The 21,246-nt window shown below is 66.9% G+C and carries 14 protein-coding genes and 1 tRNA gene; 12 read left to right on the forward strand and 3 right to left on the reverse strand.

The genetic code is table 11. From position 1 onward, the window contains the following. Positions 1-14 precede the first annotated feature (14 nt). The 12 genes from nuoL (at position 15) to IB228_RS04085 (ending at position 16,119) form a co-directional block, all read left to right on the forward strand. On the forward strand, positions 15-2,222 hold the full coding sequence (nuoL, locus tag IB228_RS04030; RefSeq protein ID WP_192197859.1) for an NADH-quinone oxidoreductase subunit L: 2,208 nt from the start codon (positions 15-17) through the stop codon (positions 2,220-2,222). Between the two features lie 32 nt (positions 2,223-2,254). Further along, positions 2,255-3,766, forward strand: coding sequence for an NADH-quinone oxidoreductase subunit M (locus IB228_RS04035; RefSeq protein WP_183642337.1), 1,512 nt, complete (start codon positions 2,255-2,257; stop codon positions 3,764-3,766). A 6-nt stretch (positions 3,767-3,772) separates the two neighbouring features. Next, positions 3,773-5,224: an NADH-quinone oxidoreductase subunit NuoN gene (gene nuoN, locus IB228_RS04040; RefSeq protein WP_183642334.1), complete on the forward strand. Its 1,452-nt coding sequence runs from the start codon at positions 3,773-3,775 to the stop codon at positions 5,222-5,224. 103 nt (positions 5,225-5,327) lie between these two features. After that, a tRNA-Met gene (locus IB228_RS04045) sits at positions 5,328-5,404 on the forward strand. 166 nt (positions 5,405-5,570) lie between these two features. After that, the gene (rimP, locus tag IB228_RS04050) at positions 5,571-6,194 is read left to right on the forward strand and encodes a ribosome maturation factor RimP (protein WP_192197623.1); all 624 of its coding nucleotides are present in this window, start codon (positions 5,571-5,573) and stop codon (positions 6,192-6,194) included. A 4-nt stretch (positions 6,195-6,198) separates the two neighbouring features. Next, a complete protein-coding gene (gene nusA / locus IB228_RS04055) occupies positions 6,199-7,710 on the forward strand; it encodes a transcription termination factor NusA (protein WP_183642328.1) in 1,512 nt (503 codons plus the stop codon). 110 nt (positions 7,711-7,820) lie between these two features. Beyond that, complete coding sequence (infB, locus tag IB228_RS04060) at positions 7,821-10,466, forward strand: translation initiation factor IF-2 (RefSeq protein ID WP_192197624.1); 2,646 nt, start codon at positions 7,821-7,823, stop codon at positions 10,464-10,466. Between the two features lie 117 nt (positions 10,467-10,583). Then, entirely contained in the window at positions 10,584-10,955 is a 372-nt protein-coding gene (gene rbfA, locus IB228_RS04065; protein WP_183642322.1) for a 30S ribosome-binding factor RbfA, read from the forward strand. 140 nt (positions 10,956-11,095) lie between these two features. After that, positions 11,096-12,043, forward strand: coding sequence for a tRNA pseudouridine(55) synthase TruB (truB, locus tag IB228_RS04070; RefSeq protein ID WP_192197625.1), 948 nt, complete (start codon positions 11,096-11,098; stop codon positions 12,041-12,043). A 147-nt stretch (positions 12,044-12,190) separates the two neighbouring features. Continuing rightward, the gene (gene rpsO / locus IB228_RS04075; RefSeq protein WP_183642316.1) at positions 12,191-12,451 is read left to right on the forward strand and encodes a 30S ribosomal protein S15; all 261 of its coding nucleotides are present in this window, start codon (positions 12,191-12,193) and stop codon (positions 12,449-12,451) included. A 184-nt stretch (positions 12,452-12,635) separates the two neighbouring features. Further along, positions 12,636-14,744 carry a polyribonucleotide nucleotidyltransferase gene (gene pnp / locus IB228_RS04080; RefSeq protein WP_183642313.1) on the forward strand — a complete coding sequence of 703 codons (2,109 nt, stop codon included), beginning with the start codon at positions 12,636-12,638 and terminating at the stop codon, positions 14,742-14,744. A gap of 223 nt (positions 14,745-14,967) precedes the next feature. Then, a complete protein-coding gene (locus tag IB228_RS04085) occupies positions 14,968-16,119 on the forward strand; it encodes an NAD-dependent epimerase/dehydratase family protein (protein WP_192197626.1) in 1,152 nt (383 codons plus the stop codon). Between the two features lie 109 nt (positions 16,120-16,228). Here IB228_RS04085 and IB228_RS04090 read toward each other — a convergent pair whose 3' ends face one another. The 3 genes from IB228_RS04090 to IB228_RS04100 form a co-directional block, all read right to left on the reverse strand. Then, positions 16,229-17,701, reverse strand: coding sequence for a DUF1501 domain-containing protein (locus tag IB228_RS04090; protein WP_192197860.1), 1,473 nt, complete (start codon positions 17,699-17,701; stop codon positions 16,229-16,231). Between the two features lie 9 nt (positions 17,702-17,710). Continuing rightward, a complete protein-coding gene (locus tag IB228_RS04095) occupies positions 17,711-19,432 on the reverse strand; it encodes a DUF1800 domain-containing protein (RefSeq protein ID WP_183642302.1) in 1,722 nt (573 codons plus the stop codon). Positions 19,433-19,808: 376 nt separating this feature from the next. Further along, the gene (locus IB228_RS04100) at positions 19,809-21,206 is read right to left on the reverse strand and encodes a GntP family permease (protein ID WP_192197627.1); all 1,398 of its coding nucleotides are present in this window, start codon (positions 21,204-21,206) and stop codon (positions 19,809-19,811) included. Positions 21,207-21,246: the final 40 nt, after the last annotated feature.

Genomic DNA, 21,246 nt, shown 5'->3' on the forward strand with positions numbered 1-21,246 from the left:
CACCCATGACAGGTCTGGAAGTCGCTATTTCCAAGAACGTGCTGCTGGCCATCGTGCTGGCGCCGCTGCTGGGCAGCATCATCGCCGGGCTGTTCGGCCGCCAGGTCGGCCGTGCCGGCTCGCACGTCGTCACCATCCTGGGCGTGGCCGTCAGCTGCGCGCTTTCGGGCTGGGTGCTGTACCAGCTGGTCGGGCAGGGCGCTTCGCCGTTCAACCAGAACGTCTACACCTTCTTCGAGGTGGGCAACTACAGCGCGCACGTCGGTTTCATGATCGACAAGCTGACCGCGATGATGATGGTCGTGGTCACCTTCGTCTCGCTGCTGGTGCACATCTACACCATCGGCTACATGGCCGAGGATCCGGGTTACCAGCGCTTCTTCAGCTACATCTCGCTGTTCACCTTCAGCATGCTGATGCTGGTGATGAGCAACAACTTCCTGCAGCTGTTCTTCGGCTGGGAAGCGGTGGGCCTGGTGTCGTACCTGCTGATCGGCTTCTGGTTCAAGCGCCCGTCGGCGATCTTCGCCAACCTCAAGGCGTTCCTGGTCAACCGCGTGGGCGACTTCGGCTTCCTGCTGGGCATCGCCGCGGTTCTGTTCATGTTCGGCACCCTGGACTACGCCACCGTGTTCGCCAACGCGCCGATGCTGGCGGGCAAGGCGATTCCGGTATGGTCCGGCGCCATCACGATGTTCGGCCAGACCTGGCAGGTGCTGGACCAGCCGGTGATCTGGTCGATGGCCACCCTGATCTGCATCTGCCTGTTCATTGGCGCGATGGGCAAGTCGGCGCAGGTGCCGCTGCATGTATGGCTGCCGGATTCGATGGAGGGTCCGACCCCGATCTCGGCGCTGATCCACGCGGCGACGATGGTGACCGCCGGCATCTTCATGGTCGCCCGCATGTCGCCGCTGTTCGAACTGTCGCAGACCGCGCTGGACTTCGTGCTGTTCATCGGCGCCACCACCGCGTTCTTCACCGGCCTGATCGGCATCGTGCAGAACGACATCAAGCGCGTGGTCGCTTACTCCACCCTGTCGCAGCTCGGCTACATGACCGTGGCGCTGGGCGTGTCGGCCTATTCGGCGGCGGTGTTCCACCTGATGACCCACGCCTTCTTCAAGGCGCTGCTGTTCCTGGCGGCCGGCTCGGTCATCATCGGCATGCACCACGAGCAGGACATGCGCAAGATGGGCGGCCTGCGCAAGTACATGCCGATCACCTGGATCACCAGCCTGATCGGTACCCTGGCGCTGGTGGGCACGCCGTTCCTGTCCGGCTTCTATTCCAAGGACACCATCATCGAGGCGGCCAAGCACCACCAGGAGCAGGCCGGCGAGTTCGCGCACAAGGTGGCCGAACTGGGCACGATGGCGCAGGGCATCAGCGGCCCCAGCGAATGGGTCGCCAACTACGGCTACTGGGCGGTGCTGCTGGGCGTGTTCGTCACCAGCTTCTACAGCTTCCGCCTGCTGTACCTGACCTTCCACGGCAAGGAGCGCTTCCGCGAGGCCCATGCCGATCACGGCCATGACGATCACCATGCCGATGCGCATCACGACGATCATCATGGCGACGATCACGGCCACCACGGCGCGCACGAACCGCACGAATCCCCGTGGGTGGTGACGGTTCCTCTGATCCTGCTGGCGATCCCGTCGATCCTGGTCGGTTACTTCACCATCGGTCCGATGCTGTTCGGCACCGACTGGAGCGGTCACCACGAGCAGCTGCCGTTCTTCCTGGGCGCGATCGATTTCATCAACCCGGCCGCGGACACCGTGGGCCAGCTGAAGGAAACCTTCCACGGTCCGTGGGAGTTCGCCCTGCATGGCATCAAGGCCGCGCCGTTCTGGCTGACCCTGGCCGGCTTCGTCCTGGCGACCCTGCTGTACATCGTGGCGCCGCCGAGCGTGCCGGAGCGGATGCGCAACAGCCCGATCGGCGCGTTCCTGGCCAACATCCTGGACAAGAAGTACTGGGCCGACCATCTGTGGATCGGCGGCCTGGCCGGCGGCGGCATCAAGCTCGGCAAGGCTTCGCGTGCGATCGACACCCATCTGATCGATGGCGTGGCCGTCAACGGCAGCGCCCGCGTCGTGGACCTGGCCGCCAACCTGTTGCGCCGTACCCAGTCGGGTTTCCTCTACCACTACGCCTTCGCGATGATCCTCGGCCTGATTGCACTGCTGGCCGTGCTCATCCGGTTCTGGCAATGACCGCCCTGGCGCTGAACTAACGGATACCACTCGTGTCGAACTGGCCTTTGCTTAGCATTCTGATCTGGCTGCCGATTCTCGGCGGCGCGCTGGTCCTCGCCCTGGGCAACCGTCGCGCCAGTGCCGCCCGCTGGGTGGCATTGGGCGTGGCGCTGCTGACTTTCCTGGCGAGCCTGCCGCTGCTGACCGGCTTCGACTTCGCCAATCCCGGCATGCAGTTCGCCGAGAAGCGTGCGTGGGTGCCGGCGTTCAACATCTGGTACGCGCTGGGCGTCGACGGCATCTCGGTCGCGCTGATCGTGCTGACCACGCTGACCACCGTGCTGGCGCTGATCGGCGCGTGGTCGTCGGTGGAGAAGCGGGTTAGCCAGTACGTGGCGGCGTTCCTGTTCCTGGAAGGCCTGATGATCGGCGTGTTCTGCGCGCTGGACGCCATCCTGTTCTATGTCTTCTTCGAAGGCATGCTGATCCCGATGTTCCTGATCATCGGCGTGTGGGGCGGCCCTCGCCGCATCTACGCCTCGATCAAGTTCTTCCTGTACACCTTCCTCGGGTCGGTGTTCATGCTGATCGGCCTGATCTACCTGTACCTGAAGGGCGGCAGCTTCCAGCTGGCGGACCTGTACACGCTGCCGCTGAACGCCAAGGAGCAGACCTGGCTGTTCTTCGCCTTCCTGATCGCCTTCGCGGTCAAGGTGCCGATGTTCCCGGTCCATACCTGGTTGCCGGACGCGCACGTGGAGGCGCCGACCGCCGGTTCGGTGATCCTGGCGGCGATCATGCTGAAGATCGGCGGCTACGGCTTCCTGCGCTTCACCCTGCCGATCGTGCCGGACGCCGGCTTCGAGTGGGCCTGGCTGGTGATCCTGCTGTCGCTGATCGGCGTGGTCTACGTCGGCCTGGTGGCGCTGGTGCAGGACGACATGAAGAAGCTGATCGCGTATTCGTCGGTCTCGCACATGGGTTTCGTCACCCTGGGCATCTTCATCGCCTTCGGCCTGGTCCGCGACTACGGCAACCTGGACGGCGCCCGCCTGGGCCTGCAGGGCGCGATGGTGCAGATGATTTCGCACGGCTTCGTCTCCGGCGCGATGTTCTCCTGCGTCGGCGTGCTGTACGACCGCATGCATACCCGCATGATCAAGGACTACGGCGGCGTCGCCAACGTGATGCCCTGGTTCGCGGTGTTCTTCGTGCTGTTCGGCATGGCCAACTCGGGCCTGCCGGGCACCAGCGGTTTCGTCGGCGAGTTCATGGTGATCGTGGCCAGCTTCCAGAAGCATCCGCTGATCGCGCTGCTCGCCGCGCTGACCCTGATCATCGGAGCCGCCTACACGCTGTGGCTGATCAAGCGGGTGATGTACGGCGAAGTGGCCAATTCGCACGTGGCCGAGCTCAAGGACATCAACGGCCGCGAGGCGCTGGTGCTGGGCGTGTTCGCCATCGGCGTGCTGGTGCTGGGCGTGTATCCCAAGCCGCTGGTTGACCTGATGGAACCGTCGATTGCGAACCTGGCGATGCAGCTCGCCAACAGCAAGCTGTAAGGAAGAATGATGACCACGTCGATGCTCCCCACTGCCGCCGACCTGCTGCCGCTGCTGCCGGAAGTCGTGCTGATCGCAGGCGCCTTCGCGTTGCTGATGCTGGACCTGTTCCTGAGTGACCGCCAGCGGGTGATCACCCACCTGCTGGCCCTGGCCACGCTGGCGGTCTCGTTCTTCATGATCCTCGGCGACGTCGGTGGCAGCGGGGCCGTGTTCAACGGCATGTTCGTCCGCGACGTGATGGCCAATGTCACCAAGCTGGCGATCCTGCTGGTCAGCGGACTGTCGCTGGTCTACGCCTGGCCGTACCTGCGCGAGCGCAAGCTGTATCCGGGCGAAGTGCCGGTGCTGGTGATGCTGGCGACCGCCGGCATGATGATGATGGTGTCGGCCGGCAGCCTGGTGATGGTCTATCTGGGCCTGGAGCTGCTGGCGCTGTGCTCGTACGCGCTGGTCGCGCTGAACCGCGAGGACGGCCTGTCGGCGGAAGCGGCGATGAAGTACATCGTGCTGGGTTCGCTGGCCTCGGGCCTGCTGCTGTACGGCATGTCGCTGGTCTACGGCGCCACCGGCACGCTCCACCTGGACGGCATCCATGCCGCCATCGCGGGTGCCACCGATCGCACCCTGCTGCTGACCGGCGTGGTGTTCATGGTCGCCGGCGTGGCCTTCAAGCTGGGCGCGGCGCCGTTCCACATGTGGCTGCCGGACGTCTACCAGGGCGCGCCGACCCCGATCACGCTGTTCATCAGCTCCGGTCCCAAGCTGGCCGCGTTCGGCATGGCCTACCGCCTGCTGGAAAGCGGCGTCGGTCCGGTCAACGAACAGTGGCAGTGGCTGCTGGCCGGCCTGGCCGCGGCATCGCTGGTGATCGGCAACCTGATCGCCATCGCCCAGACCAACCTCAAGCGCATGCTGGCGTACTCCACCGTCTCGCACGTGGGCTTCCTGCTGGTCGGCTTCGCCGGCGGCGGCGCGACCGGCTACTCGGCGGCGCTGTTCTACGCGATCAGCTACGCGCTCATGTCCGCGGCGGCGTTCGGCGCCATCGTGGTGCTGTCGCGGCAGGGTTTCGAGGCCGACAAGATCGACGACTTCAAGGGCCTGAACGCCCGCAACCCCTGGCAGGCCGGACTGGTGCTGTGCGTGATGGCCTCGCTGGCCGGCGTGCCGCCGTTCCTCGGCTTCTGGGCCAAGCTGGTGGTGCTGGGCGCCGCGTTGAAGGGCGGTTTCACCTGGCTGGCGATCCTGGGCGTGGTCTGCGCGGTGATCGGCGCGTTCTACTACCTGCGCGTCATCAAGGTCATGTACTTCGACGAGCCGGTGGGCGAGCGCCAGCCGGCGCGCCAGGACCGGGTGGTGCCGGTGGTGTTCGGGGTGAACGCGCTGGCGCTGCTGGTGCTGGGCATCTTCTGGAACCCGATCATGGCGTGGTGCCAGCAGGCGTTCGCCGGCTGAACCGTTTCACCTCCGTCGGCCGATGTTTTTCGGGCGACGGATAGTTTTTGTTGATGGGAAGGCTTGCAAGAATCCACGGAAGCCTTCATAATTCCGCTTCTGCTGCGGGGTGGAGCAGTCTGGCAGCTCGTCGGGCTCATAACCCGAAGGTCGCAGGTTCAAATCCTGCCCCCGCTACCAAGCTTTGCGGTCGCGGAAGTCATCAAGACTTCCACGTCCGAAGCTCGGGCTCGTGAAAGCGCATGCTTCCGCTTTCACACCGAAATCCAGCGTTATCGGACAAGGGGCCCACCGGGCCCCTTGTCGTTTTCTGCAACCAGACTTTACCTGGCAAAAAGGTCATTCCGTGAGCGACAAGGCCACTCAAATCTCGGAACTCCTGGCCCCCACCGTGCAGGCGCTCGGGCTCGAGCTGCTGGGCATCGAGTATCTGCCCGCGCCCGGCGGCGCCACCGTGCGGCTGTACATCGACGTGCAGGAAGCCGAGCGCGACAGCCGCTTCGTCAACATCGACGACTGCGAGGCGGTCAGCCGCGAGGTATCGGCGCAACTGGACGTCGAGGACCCGATTTCCGGCAACTACACCCTGGAAGTGTCTTCCCCGGGCGTCGACCGGCCCCTGTTCACCCTGGCGCAGTTCGCGCGCCACCAGGGCGAGAGCGCCAAGGTGGTGCTGAAGCTGCCCCAGGACGGGCGTCGCCGCCTGCAGGGGGAAATCACCCGGGTCGAGGACGGGCAGATCGTTTTCACCGTCGACGGCGCGGCGTTGTCCGTGGCGTTCGATAATATTGACAAGGCCAGGCTGGTCCCCGATTGGGCGGCCCTGGGCCTGGCCCCCGAAAAACCCAAGGGTGGCGGCCGCAAGGCCGGTACCGCTGGCGGAGCCGCAGCCGGCAAGAAGGGCGCGGCGAAGCAGGAATCCAAGCAACAACCCAACAAGCCGGCGGCTCGCAAGCCGCGTGCGGAGTGAACTGATGAGTAAGGAACTTTTGCTGGTGGTGGATGCGGTCGCCAACGAGAAAGGCGTGCCGCGCGAGGTGATCTTCGATGCCATCGAAGCCGCGCTGGCGTCCGCCGCCAAGAAGCGCTACCTGGATCAGGACGTGTCGGTGCGCGTTTCGATTGATCACAAGGACGGCAGCTACGAAACCTTCCGCCGCTGGGAAGTGGTGGCCGACGACGTGGTGATGGAATCGCCGGATCGCCAGCTCCGCCTGATGGACGCCGTGGACGAAGCCGAGGGCGTCGAGGTCGGCGACTGGATCGAGGAACAGATCGAGAACCCGGACTTCGGGCGCATCGCCGCGCAGGCCGCCAAGCAGGTGATCGTGCAGCGCGTGCGCGAAGCCGAGCGCCAGCAGGTGGTGGATGCGTGGAAGGACCGCGTCGGCGAGCTGGTCACCGGCGTGGTCAAGCGCGCCGAGCGAGGCAACATCTACGTGGACCTGGGCGGCAACGCCGAAGCCTTCATCCCGAAGGACAAGGGCATCCCGCGCGACGTGCTGCGCGCCGGCGACCGCGTGCGCGGTTACCTGTACGACGTGCGTTCCGAGCCCCGCGGCCCGCAGCTGTTCATCAGCCGCGCCGCGCCGGAATTCATGATCGAGCTGTTCAAGCTGGAAGTGCCGGAAGTGGGCCAGGGCCTGGTCGAGATCAAGGCCTGCGCGCGTGATCCGGGCGACCGCGCCAAGATCGCGGTGCTGGCGCACGACAGCCGCACCGATCCCATCGGCGCCTGCATCGGCATGCGCGGTTCGCGCGTGCAGGCGGTGTCGAACGAGCTCAACGGCGAGCGCGTGGACATCGTGCTGTGGAACGACAACCCGGCCACCTTCGTCATCAACGCGATGGCGCCGGCCGAGGTGCAGTCGATCATCGTCGACGAGGAAAAGCACTCGATGGACCTGGCGGTGGCCGAGGACCGGCTGGCCCAGGCCATCGGCAAGGGCGGCCAGAACGTGCGCCTGGCCAGCCGCCTGACCGGCTGGCAGCTCAACGTCATGACGCAGGACCAGGTCGCCGCCAAGTCCGAGGCCGAGCAGGCCGTGGCCCGCCAGCTGTTCATGGACAAGCTGGAGGTGGACGAGGAAATCGCCGCCATCCTGGTCAGCGAGGGCTTCAGCACGGTCGAGGAAATCGCCTACGTGCCGGTCGGCGAGCTGCTGGCCGTGGAAGGCTTCGACGAGGACATCGTCGAGGAACTGCGGGCCCGCGCCCGCGACGCCCTGCTGAACGAGGCACTGGCCGAGGAGGAGGGCCTGGAGGAGAACCAGCCCGCCGACGACCTGCTGGCACTGGAAGGCATGGACGAGGAAACCGCCTACGCGCTGGCCGCGCATGGCGTCCGTACCAGCGAGGACCTGTCGGACCTGGCCGCCGACGAAGTGGTGGAATTTGGCATCGAAGGGATGGACGAGGGACGCGCCGCGGCGCTGATCCTGGCCGCCCGAGCCGAGGAGATCGCCCGCCTGGAGCGCGGCGAATGATCCACCGATGAGCACCGCCCTGGCACCCGCAGGGCTTAGAATCCCCAACCTTGAAATGGGGCGCTCCTTCGCTGACGGCAGAGGGGCGCTACAAAGAAACTAGGATCCGAATGTCGCAGCAAACCACCATCCGCAAGCTGGCTGAACTGGTCAATACGCCGGTCGAGAAACTGCTGGAACAGCTGGCCGAGGCCGGCATGAAGTTCAGCGGTCCCGACCAGGTCGTGACCAGCACCGAGAAGATGAAGCTGCTCGGCTTCCTGCGCCGTACCCACGGCAAGACCGAGAAGCCGGCGGACGAGACCGCCGCGCCGAAGAAGATCACCCTGAATCGCCGCAAGGTGCAGGAAGTGACCGTCGCCGCCGGCCGCAGCAAGACCACGGTGAACGTGGAAGTGCGCCAGAAGCGCACCTACGTGAAGCCGAACGAGGCCGACGCGCCCGTCGTCGCGACCACCTCGCAGACGGAGACCAATCCCGAGCGCGCCGAGATCCTGCGCAAGCTGGAGGAATCCAAGCAGCGCAACCTGCAGGAACAGCAACGCCTGGCCGAGGACGATCGTCGCCGTGCCGAGGAACTCGAGCGCAAGCGCAAGGAAGAGGAAGCCGCCCGCGCGGCCGCCGAAGCCGTCGCGCGCGCCGAGGCCGAAGCCAACGCCGCCAACGCCGGCGAAACTTCCGGCGAGGAGCGTCCCGCGCGTGCCGGTGGACACCACGTGCCCAAGCAGGTGGTTCGCAAGGATCCGCCGCGCGTCGACGACCGCAACGGCGCCGCCGCGGCGGCGAACAAGCACAAGACCCGCGGCTCGCACGCGATGGTCAGCGGCATCGAGGACGACGACGCGGCCAGCCGCTTCGCCGGCCAGCTGCACCTGTCCGCCGCCGAGCGCGCACGCCGCACCACCTCGCGCGGCAAACCCAAGCCGCGCCGGCAGATGGAACAGAGCCGTGGCGGTGGCGGCGGCGCGCATGGCTTCGAGCGCCCGACCGCGCCGGTCGTGCGCGAGGTCGCCATCGGTGAAACCATCACCGTGGCCGACCTGGCGCAGAAACTGGCCCTGAAGGGCGGCGACGTGGTGAAGGCGATGTTCAAGATGGGCGTGATGGCGACCATCACCCAGACCATCGATCACGACACCGCCGCGCTGGTGACCGAGGAACTGGGCCACAAGGCAATCCGCGCCGAGAGCAACGACGCCGAGAGCGAACTGCTGGCCCACACCGAGGAGCACCAGGGCGACAAGGTCTCGCGTCCGCCGGTGGTCACCATCATGGGCCACGTCGACCACGGCAAGACCTCGCTGCTGGACTACATCCGCCGCACCAAGGTCGCCACCGGCGAAGCCGGCGGCATCACCCAGCACATCGGTGCGTACCATGTGGAAACGCCGAAGGGCGTCATCAGCTTCCTGGATACCCCCGGCCACGCCGCGTTCACCGCGATGCGTGCCCGCGGCGCCAAGCTGACCGACATCGTGGTACTGGTGGTGGCGGCCGACGACGGCGTCATGCCGCAGACCAAGGAAGCCATCCAGCACGCCAAGGCGGCCAAGGTGCCGCTGATCGTCGCGGTCAACAAGATCGACAAGTCCGACGCCGATCCGATGCGGGTCAAGAACGAACTGCTGGCCGAGGAAGTGGTCGCCGAGGATTTCGGCGGCGACACCCAGATGGTCGAGATTTCCGCCAAGACCGGCCAGGGCATCGACGAACTGCTGGACGCGATTTCGCTGCAGGCCGAAGTGCTCGAACTGAAGGCCGTGCAGGACGGCCGCGCCAGCGGCGTGGTCATCGAATCCTCGCTGGACAAGGGCCGCGGCCCGGTCGCGACGGTGCTGGTGCAGCAGGGCACCCTGAAGAAGGGCGATTACCTGGTGTGCGGCATCCAGTACGGCCGCGTGCGCGCGCTGTTCGACGAGACCGGCGGCCAGCCGGCCTCGGCCGGCCCGTCGATTCCGGTGCAGGTGCTGGGCCTGTCGGGCGTGCCCGACGCCGGCGACGATTTCGTGGTGGTCGAGGACGAGCGCCTGGCCAAGGACGTGGCGCAGCAGCGCGACGCCAAGCGCCGCGAATCGCGCCTGGTCAAGCAGGCCGGCAACCGCATGGAGGACATCCTGGCGCAGATGGGCCAGGGCGAAGGCCAGCAGGTGCTGAACCTGGTGATCAAGGCCGACGTGCAGGGTTCGGTGGAAGCGCTGAAGCAGTCGCTGGTCGGCCTGTCCAACGAGCTGATCCGCATCAACGTGATCACCGCCGGCGTCGGTGGCATCACCGAATCCGACGCCAACGCCGCGGTCACCGCCAAGGCGACGGTCATCGGCTTCAACGTGCGTGCCGATGCGTCCGCACGCCGCATCATCGAGGCCAACGGCGTCGACCTGCGCTACTTCTCGATCATCTATGACGTGATCGATCAGGTGAAGCAGGTGGCTTCGGGCCTGCTGGGCAAGGAAATCCGCGAAGAGATCATCGGCACCGCCGAGGTCCGCGACGTGTTCCGCAGCTCCAAGTTCGGCGCGGTCGCCGGCTGCATGGTCGTGGAGGGCGTGGTCAAGCGCAACAAGCCGATCCGCGTGCTGCGCGACAGCACCGTCATCTTCGAAGGCGAACTGGAATCGCTGCGCCGCTTCAAGGAAAACGTGGACGAAGTCCGCAACGGCACCGAATGCGGCATCGGCGTGAAGGCGTACAACGACATCAAGCCGGGCGACCAGATCGAGTGCTTCGAGCGCATCGAGGTGGCGCGGACGCTGTAAGCGTCCGCCGGGATTGGGGATTCGGGATTGGAGATTCGTCAAACCATTCCCCGGATTCCCCGATCCGCCCAAATTGCTCCTGCGAATCCCCAATCCCGAATCCCCAATCCCGTCTCAATGCCCAGCAAATCCTTCCACCGTACCGACCGCATCTCCGCACAGCTCCGCCGCGAGCTGGGCACGCTGGTGCACGAGGCCGTCCGCGAGTACGGGCTGCCGTCGGTGAGCGTGTCCGATGTCGAGGTCACCCGCGACATGGCGCACGCGCAGGTCTACGTGACGGCGTTGCTGCCGGAGCGTTCGGCGGATGCGATCAAGGGGTTGCGTGAACTGGCGCGCGAGCTGCGCATGGAGCTGGCCCGCCGGGTAAAGCTGCGCCACGTGCCGGAACTGCATTTCCACTACGACGATTCGGTGGATCGCGGCGAGCGCATCGACCAGCTGCTGCGCGACCTGCCGGAACACGGTTCCGGCGACGACCAGGGCTGATGGCCGGTCCCGGCGCGCACCGCGCCGGCGCCATTTTTCGTTGATACTGGGCGGGCCTGGCCCCGCCGACCATCGTGCCGTCGCGGCCGCCATGCAGGCGCCGGCCGTGCCCGATGACTCTGAAAGGAACCCGGAGAGGGATGCCCCCGAAGATTCGCTTCCGTCCGCTGGATGGGCTGCTGCTGCTGGACAAGCCGCAGGGCCTCAGCTCCAACGCCGCCCTGCAGGCCGCGCGGCGCCTGTTCCGCGCGGAGAAGGGCGGGCACACCGGCAGCCTGGACCCGCTCGCCACCGGACTGCTGCCGCTGTGTTTCGGCGAGGCCACCAAGATCGCCGGCCTGCTGCTGGGCTCGCGCAAGGCCTACGAGACCACCGCGGTGCTGGGCGTGACCACCGATACTGACGACGCCGACGGCGCGGTCCTGCGCGAACGGCCGGTGCCGACGCTGGCCCCCGCCGATCTGGAGACCGCCCTGGCACCGCTGCGCGGGTCGATCCGCCAGCGCGCGCCCATCTACTCGGCGCTCAAGCAGGGGGGCGAGCCGTTGTACGCCAAGGCCCGCCGGGGCGAAGCCATCGAGGCGCCCGAGCGCGAGGTCGAGGTCCACGCCATCGAGGTGCTGGCCACCGAAGGCGACCGGATCCGGCTGCGGGTCGAGTGCGGTTCCGGCACCTATGTGCGCAGCCTGGTGCGCGACCTGGGCGAGGCGCTGGGCTGCGGCGCCCACGTCGCCGAGCTGCGCCGGCTATGGGTCGAGCCGTTCCTGGCCCCGCGCATGTACACCCTGGAGGCGCTGGATGCGCTGGCCGGGACGGGGGAGGCGGCGCTGCTGGGCGCCCTGCTGCCGGTCGAGGCCGGCCTGGCCGGATTCCCCCGGCGCGACCTGGACGCCGACGGCGCGCGCCGTTTCGGCATGGGCCAGCGCCTGCGCGGGCAGGGTGAACCGGCGGAAATGGTGGCCGTGCACGGGCCCGAGGGACGTGTGCTGGGTCTGGGCAGCGTCGACGGCGAGGGGCTGCTGGTCCCCCAGCGTCTGTTCAGCTGGGCGGTCCGCAACGCTCCGTCGGCGGCGCGGCCCAAACATTAAAACCTTGTTTCAAAAGGCCTCGGCGGCTACACTACGCCGCCGGTTTTGTCCGGCATTTCCTTTCGTTCACGGCGAGCCACGCGGTGCACCGGTCTACTCCGGTATCTCCCGGCGTTCCTGCAGGCTTCGCATCTCCAGAGAAACCACATGTCCATCGATACCCAGAAGATCATTGAAGAAAACAAGCGCGGCGCTGCCGACACCGGTTCGCCGGAAGTGCAGGTCGCCCTGCTGACCGCCCGCATCGAGCAGCTCAGCGGCCACTTCAAGGTCCACAAGAAGGATCACCACAGCCGTCGCGGTCTGCTGCAGCTGGTCAACCGCCGCCGCAGCCTGCTCGACTATCTGAAGAAGAAAGACAACGAGCGCTACAAGAGCCTGATCGAAAAGCTCGGCCTGCGTCGTTGATGCAATACCCCGCCGCGGCGCAGAAATGCGCCGCGGTTTGCATTTGAGGGAAGGAAATCCGGTTGAGTGCCGATAGGGCACGTCGCTTTTCTCCCAGAACACCGGCCGGGCACTCCGGCCAACCGCCGGCGGCAAGGGCCGCGGGCGGCCCAGAATCCGAACAGGCAATATTCAAGGAAACCACGTGGCAAAAATCACCAAAACCTTCCAGTACGGCAAGCACACCGTCACCCTGGAAACCGGCGAAATCGCCCGCCAGGCCAGCGGCGCCGTCATCGTGAAGATGGACGACACCGTACTGCTGGTCTCCGCCGTCGCCGCCAAGTCGGCCCGCGAAGGCCAGGACTTCTTCCCGCTGACGGTCGACTACCAGGAAAAGTTCTACGCCGGCGGCCGCATCCCGGGTGGGTTCTTCAAGCGCGAAGGCCGTGCGACCGAGAAGGAAACGTTGATCTCGCGCCTCATCGATCGTCCGATCCGTCCGCTGTTCCCGGAGGATTACAAGAACGAGGTCCAGATCATCGCCACGGTGATGTCGCTGAACCCGGAAGTGGATGGTGACATCCCGGCGCTGATCGGCGCCTCCGCCGCGCTGGCCCTGGCCGGCACCCCGTTCATGGGCCCGATTGGCGCCGCCAAGGTCGGCTACAAGAACGGCGAGTACATCCTCAACCCGACCACCAGCGAGCTGAAGGAATCGCAGCTGGAGCTGGTCGTCGCCGGTACCGCCAACGCGGTGCTGATGGTCGAATCCGAAGCCGCCATCCTGTCCGAGGACGTGATGCTGGGCGCGGTGATGTTCGGCCATCGCGAGATGCAGAAGGTCATCAACGCGATCAACGAGCTGACCGTCGAAGCCGGCACCAAGCCGTCCGAATGGACTGCCCCGGCCAAGAACACCGCCCTGATCTCGGCGCTGAAGGAAGCCATCGGCAACCAGTTGGCCGATGCGTTCCAGGTGCGTGACAAGCTGCAGCGCCGCGACGCCATCGCCGCGATCAAGAAGGACGTGGTGGAGCGCCTGGCCGGTCGCGCCGAGGCCGAAGGCTGGAGCGGCGCCGAGCTGTCGAAGGAATTCGGCGAGCTGGAATACCGCACCATGCGCGACTCCGTGCTGGCCACCAAGGTCCGCATCGACGGCCGCGCGCTGGACACCGTCCGCCCGATCAGCTCCAAGGTGAGCGTGCTGCCGCGCACCCACGGCTCCTCGCTGTTTACCCGTGGCGAGACCCAGGCGATCGTGGTCGCCACCCTCGGCACCGCCCGCGACGGCCAGGTGATCGACGCGGTCAGCGGCGAGTACAAGGAAAACTTCCTGTTCCACTACAACTTCCCTCCGTTCTCGGTGGGCGAGTGCGGCCGTTTCGGCGCGCCCAAGCGCCGTGAAATCGGCCATGGTCGCCTGGCCAAGCGTGGCGTACTGGCGGTGATGCCGACCCTGGAAGAGTTCCCGTACACCATCCGCGTGGTGTCGGAAATCACCGAATCCAACGGTTCCTCGTCGATGGCCTCGGTCTGCGGCAGCTCGCTGGCGCTGATGGATGCCGGCGTGCCGGTGAAGGCACCGGTCGCGGGCATCGCGATGGGCCTGGTGAAGGAAGGCGACAACTTCGTCGTGCTGTCGGACATCCTGGGTGACGAAGATCACCTGGGCGACATGGACTTCAAGGTGGCCGGTACCGCCGACGGCGTGTCCGCGCTGCAGATGGACATCAAGATCGAGGGCATCACCGAAGAGATCATGAAGCAGGCGCTGCAGCAGGCCAAGGCCGGCCGTCTGCACATCCTGGGCGAGATGGCCTCGGCCATCACCAGCCCGCGCGCCGAGCTGAGCGACTACGCCCCGCGCCTGCTGACCATCAAGATCCATCCGGACAAGATCCGCGAAGTGATCGGCAAGGGCGGTGCCACCATCCAGGGCATCACCAAGGAAACCGGCACCCAGATCGATATCCAGGACGACGGCACCATCGTCATCGCCTCGGTCAATGCCGCCGCCGCCCAGGCCGCCAAGGCCCGCATCGAGCAGATCACCTCGGACGTCGAGCCGGGCCGGATCTACGAAGGCAAGGTCGCCAAGATCATGGATTTCGGTGCGTTCGTCACCATCCTGCCGGGCAAGGACGGCCTGGTGCACGTCTCGCAGATCTCCAGCGAGCGCGTGGAGAAGGTCAGCGACAAGCTGAAGGAAGGCGACGTGGTCAAGGTCAAGGTGCTGGAAGTCGACAAGCAGGGCCGCATCCGCCTGTCGATCAAGGCCGTCGAGGAAGGCGAAGGCGTGCCGGCCGAGTAAGCCGGTCCCTTCCTTTCACGGACAGCAGAAAGCGGGCTTCGGCCCGCTTTTTGTTTGCGCGGGATTCGCCCGTGGCCCGGCCGGTCCCGGCCACGGCACCCCCGATCGGGCGGTGATGGCGCGGTGCGGCAAACCAGCCCCGACTTTCGCCATAGGCGCGGCGGCGGCGGCGGATGGTATTAGTGCGGCTTCCCCCGGCCATACCACCACCCCGGAGCCATCCATGACCAGCCGCCGTGATCTGCTCAAACTCAGTGCGCTTGCCGCCGCCACCGCCGCGATGCCTTCGCTGGCCTGGGCCGCCGCCGGCCAACAATCCGGCAAGGTCGGCAAGGCCGCCAAGCCGCTGAACATCCTCATTCTCGGCGGCACCGGTTTCACCGGTCCGTTCCAGGTCGCCTACGCGCTGGAGCGCGGCCACAAGGTCACCCTGTTCAATCGCGGCAAGCGTCCCTCGCCGGAATGGCCGGGCGAGGTGGAACAGCTGCACGGCGACCGCAATACCGGCGACCTGAAGGCGCTGGAAGGTCGCAAATGGGATGTCTGCATCGACAACCCGACCAGCCTGCCGTTCTGGGTCCGTGACGCCGGCAAGGTGCTGAAGGGCAATGTCGGCCACTATCTCTTCATCTCGACGATCTCGGTGTACGCCGACGGCAGCAAGCCCGGCATCAGCGAAACCGACGCGCTGGCGCAGTACAAGGGCAAGGATGCGATGGCCGAGACCCAGGAATCGCTGCGCGCCGATATCGAGGGCCTGTACGGCCCGCTCAAGGCGCTCAGCGAAGCCGAGGCGCACAAGCAGTTCGGCGAACGGGTGACCATCGTGCGCCCGGGCTACATCGTCGGCCCGCGCGACGAGACCGACCGCTTCACCTATTGGCCGCATCGCGTCGCCCAGGGCGGCGAAGTGCTGGTCCCCGGCGACGGCAAGGATCCGGTGCAGGTCATCGATGGCCGCGATTTGGGCGAATGGATGATCCGGCTGGCCGAGGCGCGCACCTATGGCGTGTTCAACGCGGTCGGCCCGAAGGAATTGCTGCCGATGGACGCGATGCTGCAGGCCTGCCAGTCGGCGACCGGTGGCAATCCCACCTACACCCACGTGACGCCGGAATTCCTGGAAGCGCAGAAGGTCGAGGAACTTCCGATCTGGGTGTCCGCCAAGAGCGGCCCGTATGCCGGCTATGGCGCGGTCAGCAACGCGCGCGCGGTGGCCGCCGGCCTGACCTATCGCCCGCTCACCAACACCATCACCGACCTGATGGCCTGGTTCCGCAGCCAACCGGCCGAGCGCCAGGCCAAACTGCGCGCGGGCATCAGCCGCGACAAGGAAACCGAACTGCTCAAGGCCTGGCACGCGGCCAAGGCCTGAGCGCCGGACAGGTCGCGAACGCTCAAGCGCGGCGATGACGGGCCGATGTCCGTCATCGCCAACGGCGCGGGGCAAGCCTTGGCGCCGATCGCGATGCTGCCGGGTGGTGTCAGCGTTCGCGGCGGGTGAGGAAGCGGTCGATCCGACCGCGCCGCTGCCAGTCAGGCGCGGACGCGGATGCACCGTGGTCGGCGACGGCGCGGGTGCCCGCCAGAGGCGCCGAGCGCGGGGTCGCCTGCATCGCCATCGCGCTGGCCGCCAGGTCGCTGCCCTGGACAATGCCCAGCGGCGCGTAGCCGCCGTAGCCGGGGAATACCTGCGACAGATTGGCGTTGCCCATCCGCCGGATCAGGATTTCGGATATCACCCGCCGATAGTCGGTGGTCACCGGCACGTCGCCAAAGGTGGGTGACAGGGTTTCCGGATTGAGTCCCGGCCAACTGCCGTAGAAGCGGCGGCCGTTGACCGGTCCACCGAGCACCAGCAATGGATTGCCGTAGCCGTGATCGGTGCCGCCATTGGCGTTCGCGCGCACCCGGCGGCCGAACTCGGACTGCACGACCACCGTGACCCGCGCCATCTCGCCACCGGCGTCGAGTTCGTTGAAGAACGCCTGCAACGCCGAGGAGAGTTCGGCGATCTTGTTCTGGTAGTAGTGGTAGCCACTGCCGGCGGTGCCCTGGCCCTCGTGGGTATCCCAGCCGCCAAGGTCGAGGGTGGCGTAGCGCAGGCCGAGGTTGAAGCGGATTGACTGGGCGATGGTCCACAGCTGTTGCGCGAAGTTGCCGGTCGGCCAGCCAGCCGGCAGGGAGCCATAGCTCTGCTGGGCGATCAGGCGCAGCGACGCGTCGGCGCGCTGGCCGCTCAGCTGCAGGCCGGTGCGACCGCTCCACAGATCGGCCAGGGTCTCGTTGACGCCGCGAAAACCGGTCGGCGAATCGGGGCGGCGTTCCTGCCAGGCGTAGGCGCCCGCATTGAGCCGGAAGTCCGACGCACTGCCCAGGGTCAGCGCGGCGGTGGAGGCGAGCAGTCCGGCCGGCTGGGTGGTGCCGATGCCCAGCGCGGGCAGGGCTGCCGCCGGCGTGCCGGCGGGACGGCTGTCCCAGGCGCGCGTCATCCAACCGCTGCCGGTGCCGAACTTGCCCGGCGTGCCGAGATCGATCGACAACTGCGCATCGAAATGGCTGCGGGTGACCGAGGTGGCCATGCCGGCGGCGTGCACGATGCCCAGGTGGCCGCTGTTCCAGAGATCGCGCAGGCCGGTTGCGGAAGGATGCAGGCCGAAGCCGGTGGCTTCGCCGCCGGCCAGGGTCAGCGGCAACGCGGCGTAGGTGCCGCTGATCGGAATCGACAGGTCCGGCCGCGCCTGTTCGTAGAACGTGCGGTCGTCGCCGCTGATCGGCACGACCAGGTTCAGGCCGTCCATGCCGCCGCGCAGGAACAGGTGCACCACGGTGTCGTAGGCGTTGGTGGCCGCGCTGGCGTCCTCGGAGAACGCCAGGATCGAACCGGCGGCGCCAACCACGGCGGCGCCGCAGCAGCCCTTCACGAATTCACGGCGGGTCAGGGTGAATCGGCTCATGCGGTCACCTCAGCGGGCCATGAATTCGGGGGACATCAGGATCAGCGAGACCAGGCTGCGCAGGCGCTGATGGTTGTAGTGGCGCTTCAGATCGTTCACCGCCCAGGCATCGGTGTCGGTGATCACGTAGCTGGCCGGATCACCGTTCTGCGCCATGAAGCCGACCAGCGTCTGTCGGCGCGCCGCCTCGGGCTGGTAACCCAGCAGGCGGTTGCACCAGAACGTCACCAATGTATTGGCGGTCCATTGCGCCGCCGGCACGCCGGCGCGCGTGGCGGCCAGGATCGGACTCAGTGGCACTCCACCGTCGCTGGTCTCGGTCAGCCAGTTGAGCAGCTTCCAGGTCATCGCCAGCGAGTTGGCACCGGACCAGGCCAGGCCGGTGTCCGGATAGCCGTTGGGTGCGGCCCAGTTGTAGGGCAGGTGGCCGGTGAACCCCATCCGCCACATGAATTCGTCGCTCTTCTCGTGATCGAGCCGCAAGGTCCAGTCGTGGCCCAGGGCGCGCATCGCCGCCACGGTGGCCTCGAACGGGCGGCGATTCTTCCAGCCCCAGCCGTTGATGAAGTCATCGGAGTTGAGGATGTGGCGCAGCACGATTTCGATCTGATCCGGGCGTTGCCAGTTGGCCCGGAACAGCGCGGCGGCGCTGTCGACCAGCGCCTGTCGCGGCGTGTCGGTGACGAAGCGCCGGATCAGCTTGCGGCAGATGAACTTCGCCACCCGCGGATGGCTGGCCAGGCGATCCAGCACGTCGCGCCCGTCCTTCATCGCCGGCTGCTCCGGGTACAGCATCCGCCCCAGCAGGAACTTCGGCCCGGCGTCGTGCCAGGACTGCCGGTAGACGAAGGTGCCGTCGTTCTCGGCGGGAAACTCCCAGTGCCCATTCTTCGCCGACCAGCCGGTGAAGGCCGCTGCGGTTTCGTACACGTCGATGTCCGTGTAGCCGATCGGATAGGACGGATCCTCCGGGCAGGGCGGCACCTCGAACGGATCGGTGAAACCCAGGTAGTTCTCGGCGCCCAGCGTGTGCAGTTCCAGCAGTTCGCGTGCCCAGTTCTCGTTGGGACCGGAGCGCGAGTTGTTGATGTTGTCCAGGAAGTACAGCATCGAGGTGCTGGTGGCGACGGCTTCCAGCAGGGCACGGAAATTGCCCTTGGCATGCGCGCGGATCACGTCGCGGGTGTAATGCGGGAACAGCGGGCCGGCGCTGAATTCGGTGACCAGCACGTTGAAATGGTCGTGCCAGAAGTTGACCACCAGTTCACGCAGCTGGCGACGCGAATGCACCGCGCGCACGAAGGCCGCGCGCTGCACCTCGTTGGCCGGCCGCATGCGGATGGCATAGTCGGGATCGGCGGCCACGTGATCCGCCCACAGCTGCGCCAGCGACTTGCCCAGGGTGGTGTAGCCCGCGGCGGCGAGCCGGTTCTCCACCGCGCCATCGTCGATGGCCTCCCAGTCCAGTTGCCAGTCGACGTAGTTGGCCAGGCGCTGGCGATCGTTGTCGCCCAGTGCGTTGAACTCGGCCACGGTGGTCGCGGTGGCGCCATAGCTGAGCCGGTTCAGCATCCTCACCGCGAACGGCGGCGCCGGCAGGGTCAGCAGGCGCGGTTCGCTCATGTCCTGGGCGACCTGGCCACCCGTCGCGGATTCGCTCTCCGGAGCGCCGGCGAGCGTACCGCGTTCACCGCCGCGCAGGCCGTACAGGCGCCGATGGCGTTCGCGCACGGCGGCCCGCTGCGATTCGGCGGATGGTGCGGAGCTCGCCGGTTCCGCGGGGGGCGACCCGCGGCCTCGCCGCAATGCCAGTGGGGTACGGGTACGGAACGCGGTCGGACGGACCGTGAAGGCTCGGCGTGTCATCGTGGTGGCTGGTTTCCCCGGAATCGTCGCCAGTATTCGGCAAGCGGGGCGAACACGACTGCGACCGCGCGCACAGGCCGATGCGTCCGTTGCGCGGAGCGGGTGGCATCGGGACGGCGCGCGCGCGCCGGTCCTTCGTTCGTTTCCCTTCCGCGCAAGCGCGGCCAGCGGCAGGCGTCCCGGAAATCGTCCGTCGACCGGGAGGAAGCGACGATGCCCAGCCGCGTGGTGACGCCCGGATTCAGATCCAGCCTGTCAGGTAGAACAGGGCAATGATGAAGAACACCGCCATCGTCTTGATCAGGGTGATGGCGAAGATGTCCTTGTAGGACTGGCGGTGGCTCAGGCCGGTGACCGCCAGCAGGGTGATGACCGCGCCGTTGTGCGGCAGCGTGTCCATGCCGCCGGAGGCCATCGATGCCACCCGGTGCAGCACGTCCATCGGGATGCCCGCCGCGTTGGCGTTGGCGATGAAGCTGTCGGCCATCGCTGCCAGCGCGATGCTCATGCCACCGGAGGCCGAGCCGGTGATGCCGGCCAGCGCGGTCACCGAGATCGCCTCGTTGACCAGCGGATTGGGAATCGCCTGCAGCGCGTTGGCCACCACCAGGAAGCCGGGCAGGGCGGCGATGACCGCGCCGAAGCCGTACTCGGAGGCGGTGTTCATCGATGCCAGCAGCGCGCCGCCGATGGCGCTCTTGGTGCCCTCGGCGAAGCCGGTGAACACCGGCCTCCAGGCGAACAGCAGCACGCTGGCGATGCCGACCAGCAACGCGCCCTGCACGGCCCAGATCGCCGCGACCTTGGAGACTTCCTGCACCACCGGCGCGGGATTGCCGATCACCGCCGGCACGAACGATTGGCTCTCGCCGTACCAGTCCGGAATCCAGCGCGAGAACAGGAAATTGGCCACGCCCACCAGCAGCAGCGGAAGCACCGCGATCAGCGGATGCGCCAGGCGATCGCCACGGAAGGGTTCGGGTTCGTTGCGCAGATCGCCGCCATAGCCTTCGCCAGCGCGTTGCGCCACCCGGCGGCGCCATTCCAGGTAGCCCATGCCCAGGATGAGGATGAACACCGCGCCCAGCGTGCCCAGTACCGGTGCCGCCCAGGCGGTGGTGCCGAAGAACGAGGTGGGGATGATGTTCTGGATCTGCGGCGTGCCCGGCAGCGCGTCCATGGTGAAGGTGAACGCGCCCAACGCGATGGTGCCCGGCACCAGCCGCTTGGGGATGTCGCTCTGGCGGAACATCTCGGCGGCGAACGGATACACCGCGAACACCACCACGAACAGCGACACCCCGCCGTAGGTCAGCAGCGCGCACACCAGCACGATCGACAGCATCGCCCGCTGCCGGCCGACCAGGCGGATGGTGCCGGCGACGATCGACTTGGAAAAGCCGGAGATCTCGATCAGCTTGCCGAACACCGCGCCCAGCAGGAACACCGGGAAATACAGCTTGAGGAAGCCGACCATCTTGTCCATGAACAGGCCGGTGAACATCGGCGCCACCAGCGAGGGATCGGTCAGCAGGACCGCGCCCAATGCCGCGATCGGCGCGAACAGGATCACGCTGTAGCCGCGGTAGGCCACGAACATCAGGAAGCACAGCGCGGCCAATACAATCAGGAAAGACATCCGTGGCTCCTCGGCGCCGGTGTTCGATGGGTCGGCCGCC

Origin of the sequence: Pseudoxanthomonas sp. PXM04, from assembly GCF_014851695.1 — a bacterium.
GTDB classification, from domain to species: Bacteria; Pseudomonadota; Gammaproteobacteria; order Xanthomonadales; family Xanthomonadaceae; genus Pseudoxanthomonas_A; species Pseudoxanthomonas_A beigongshangi.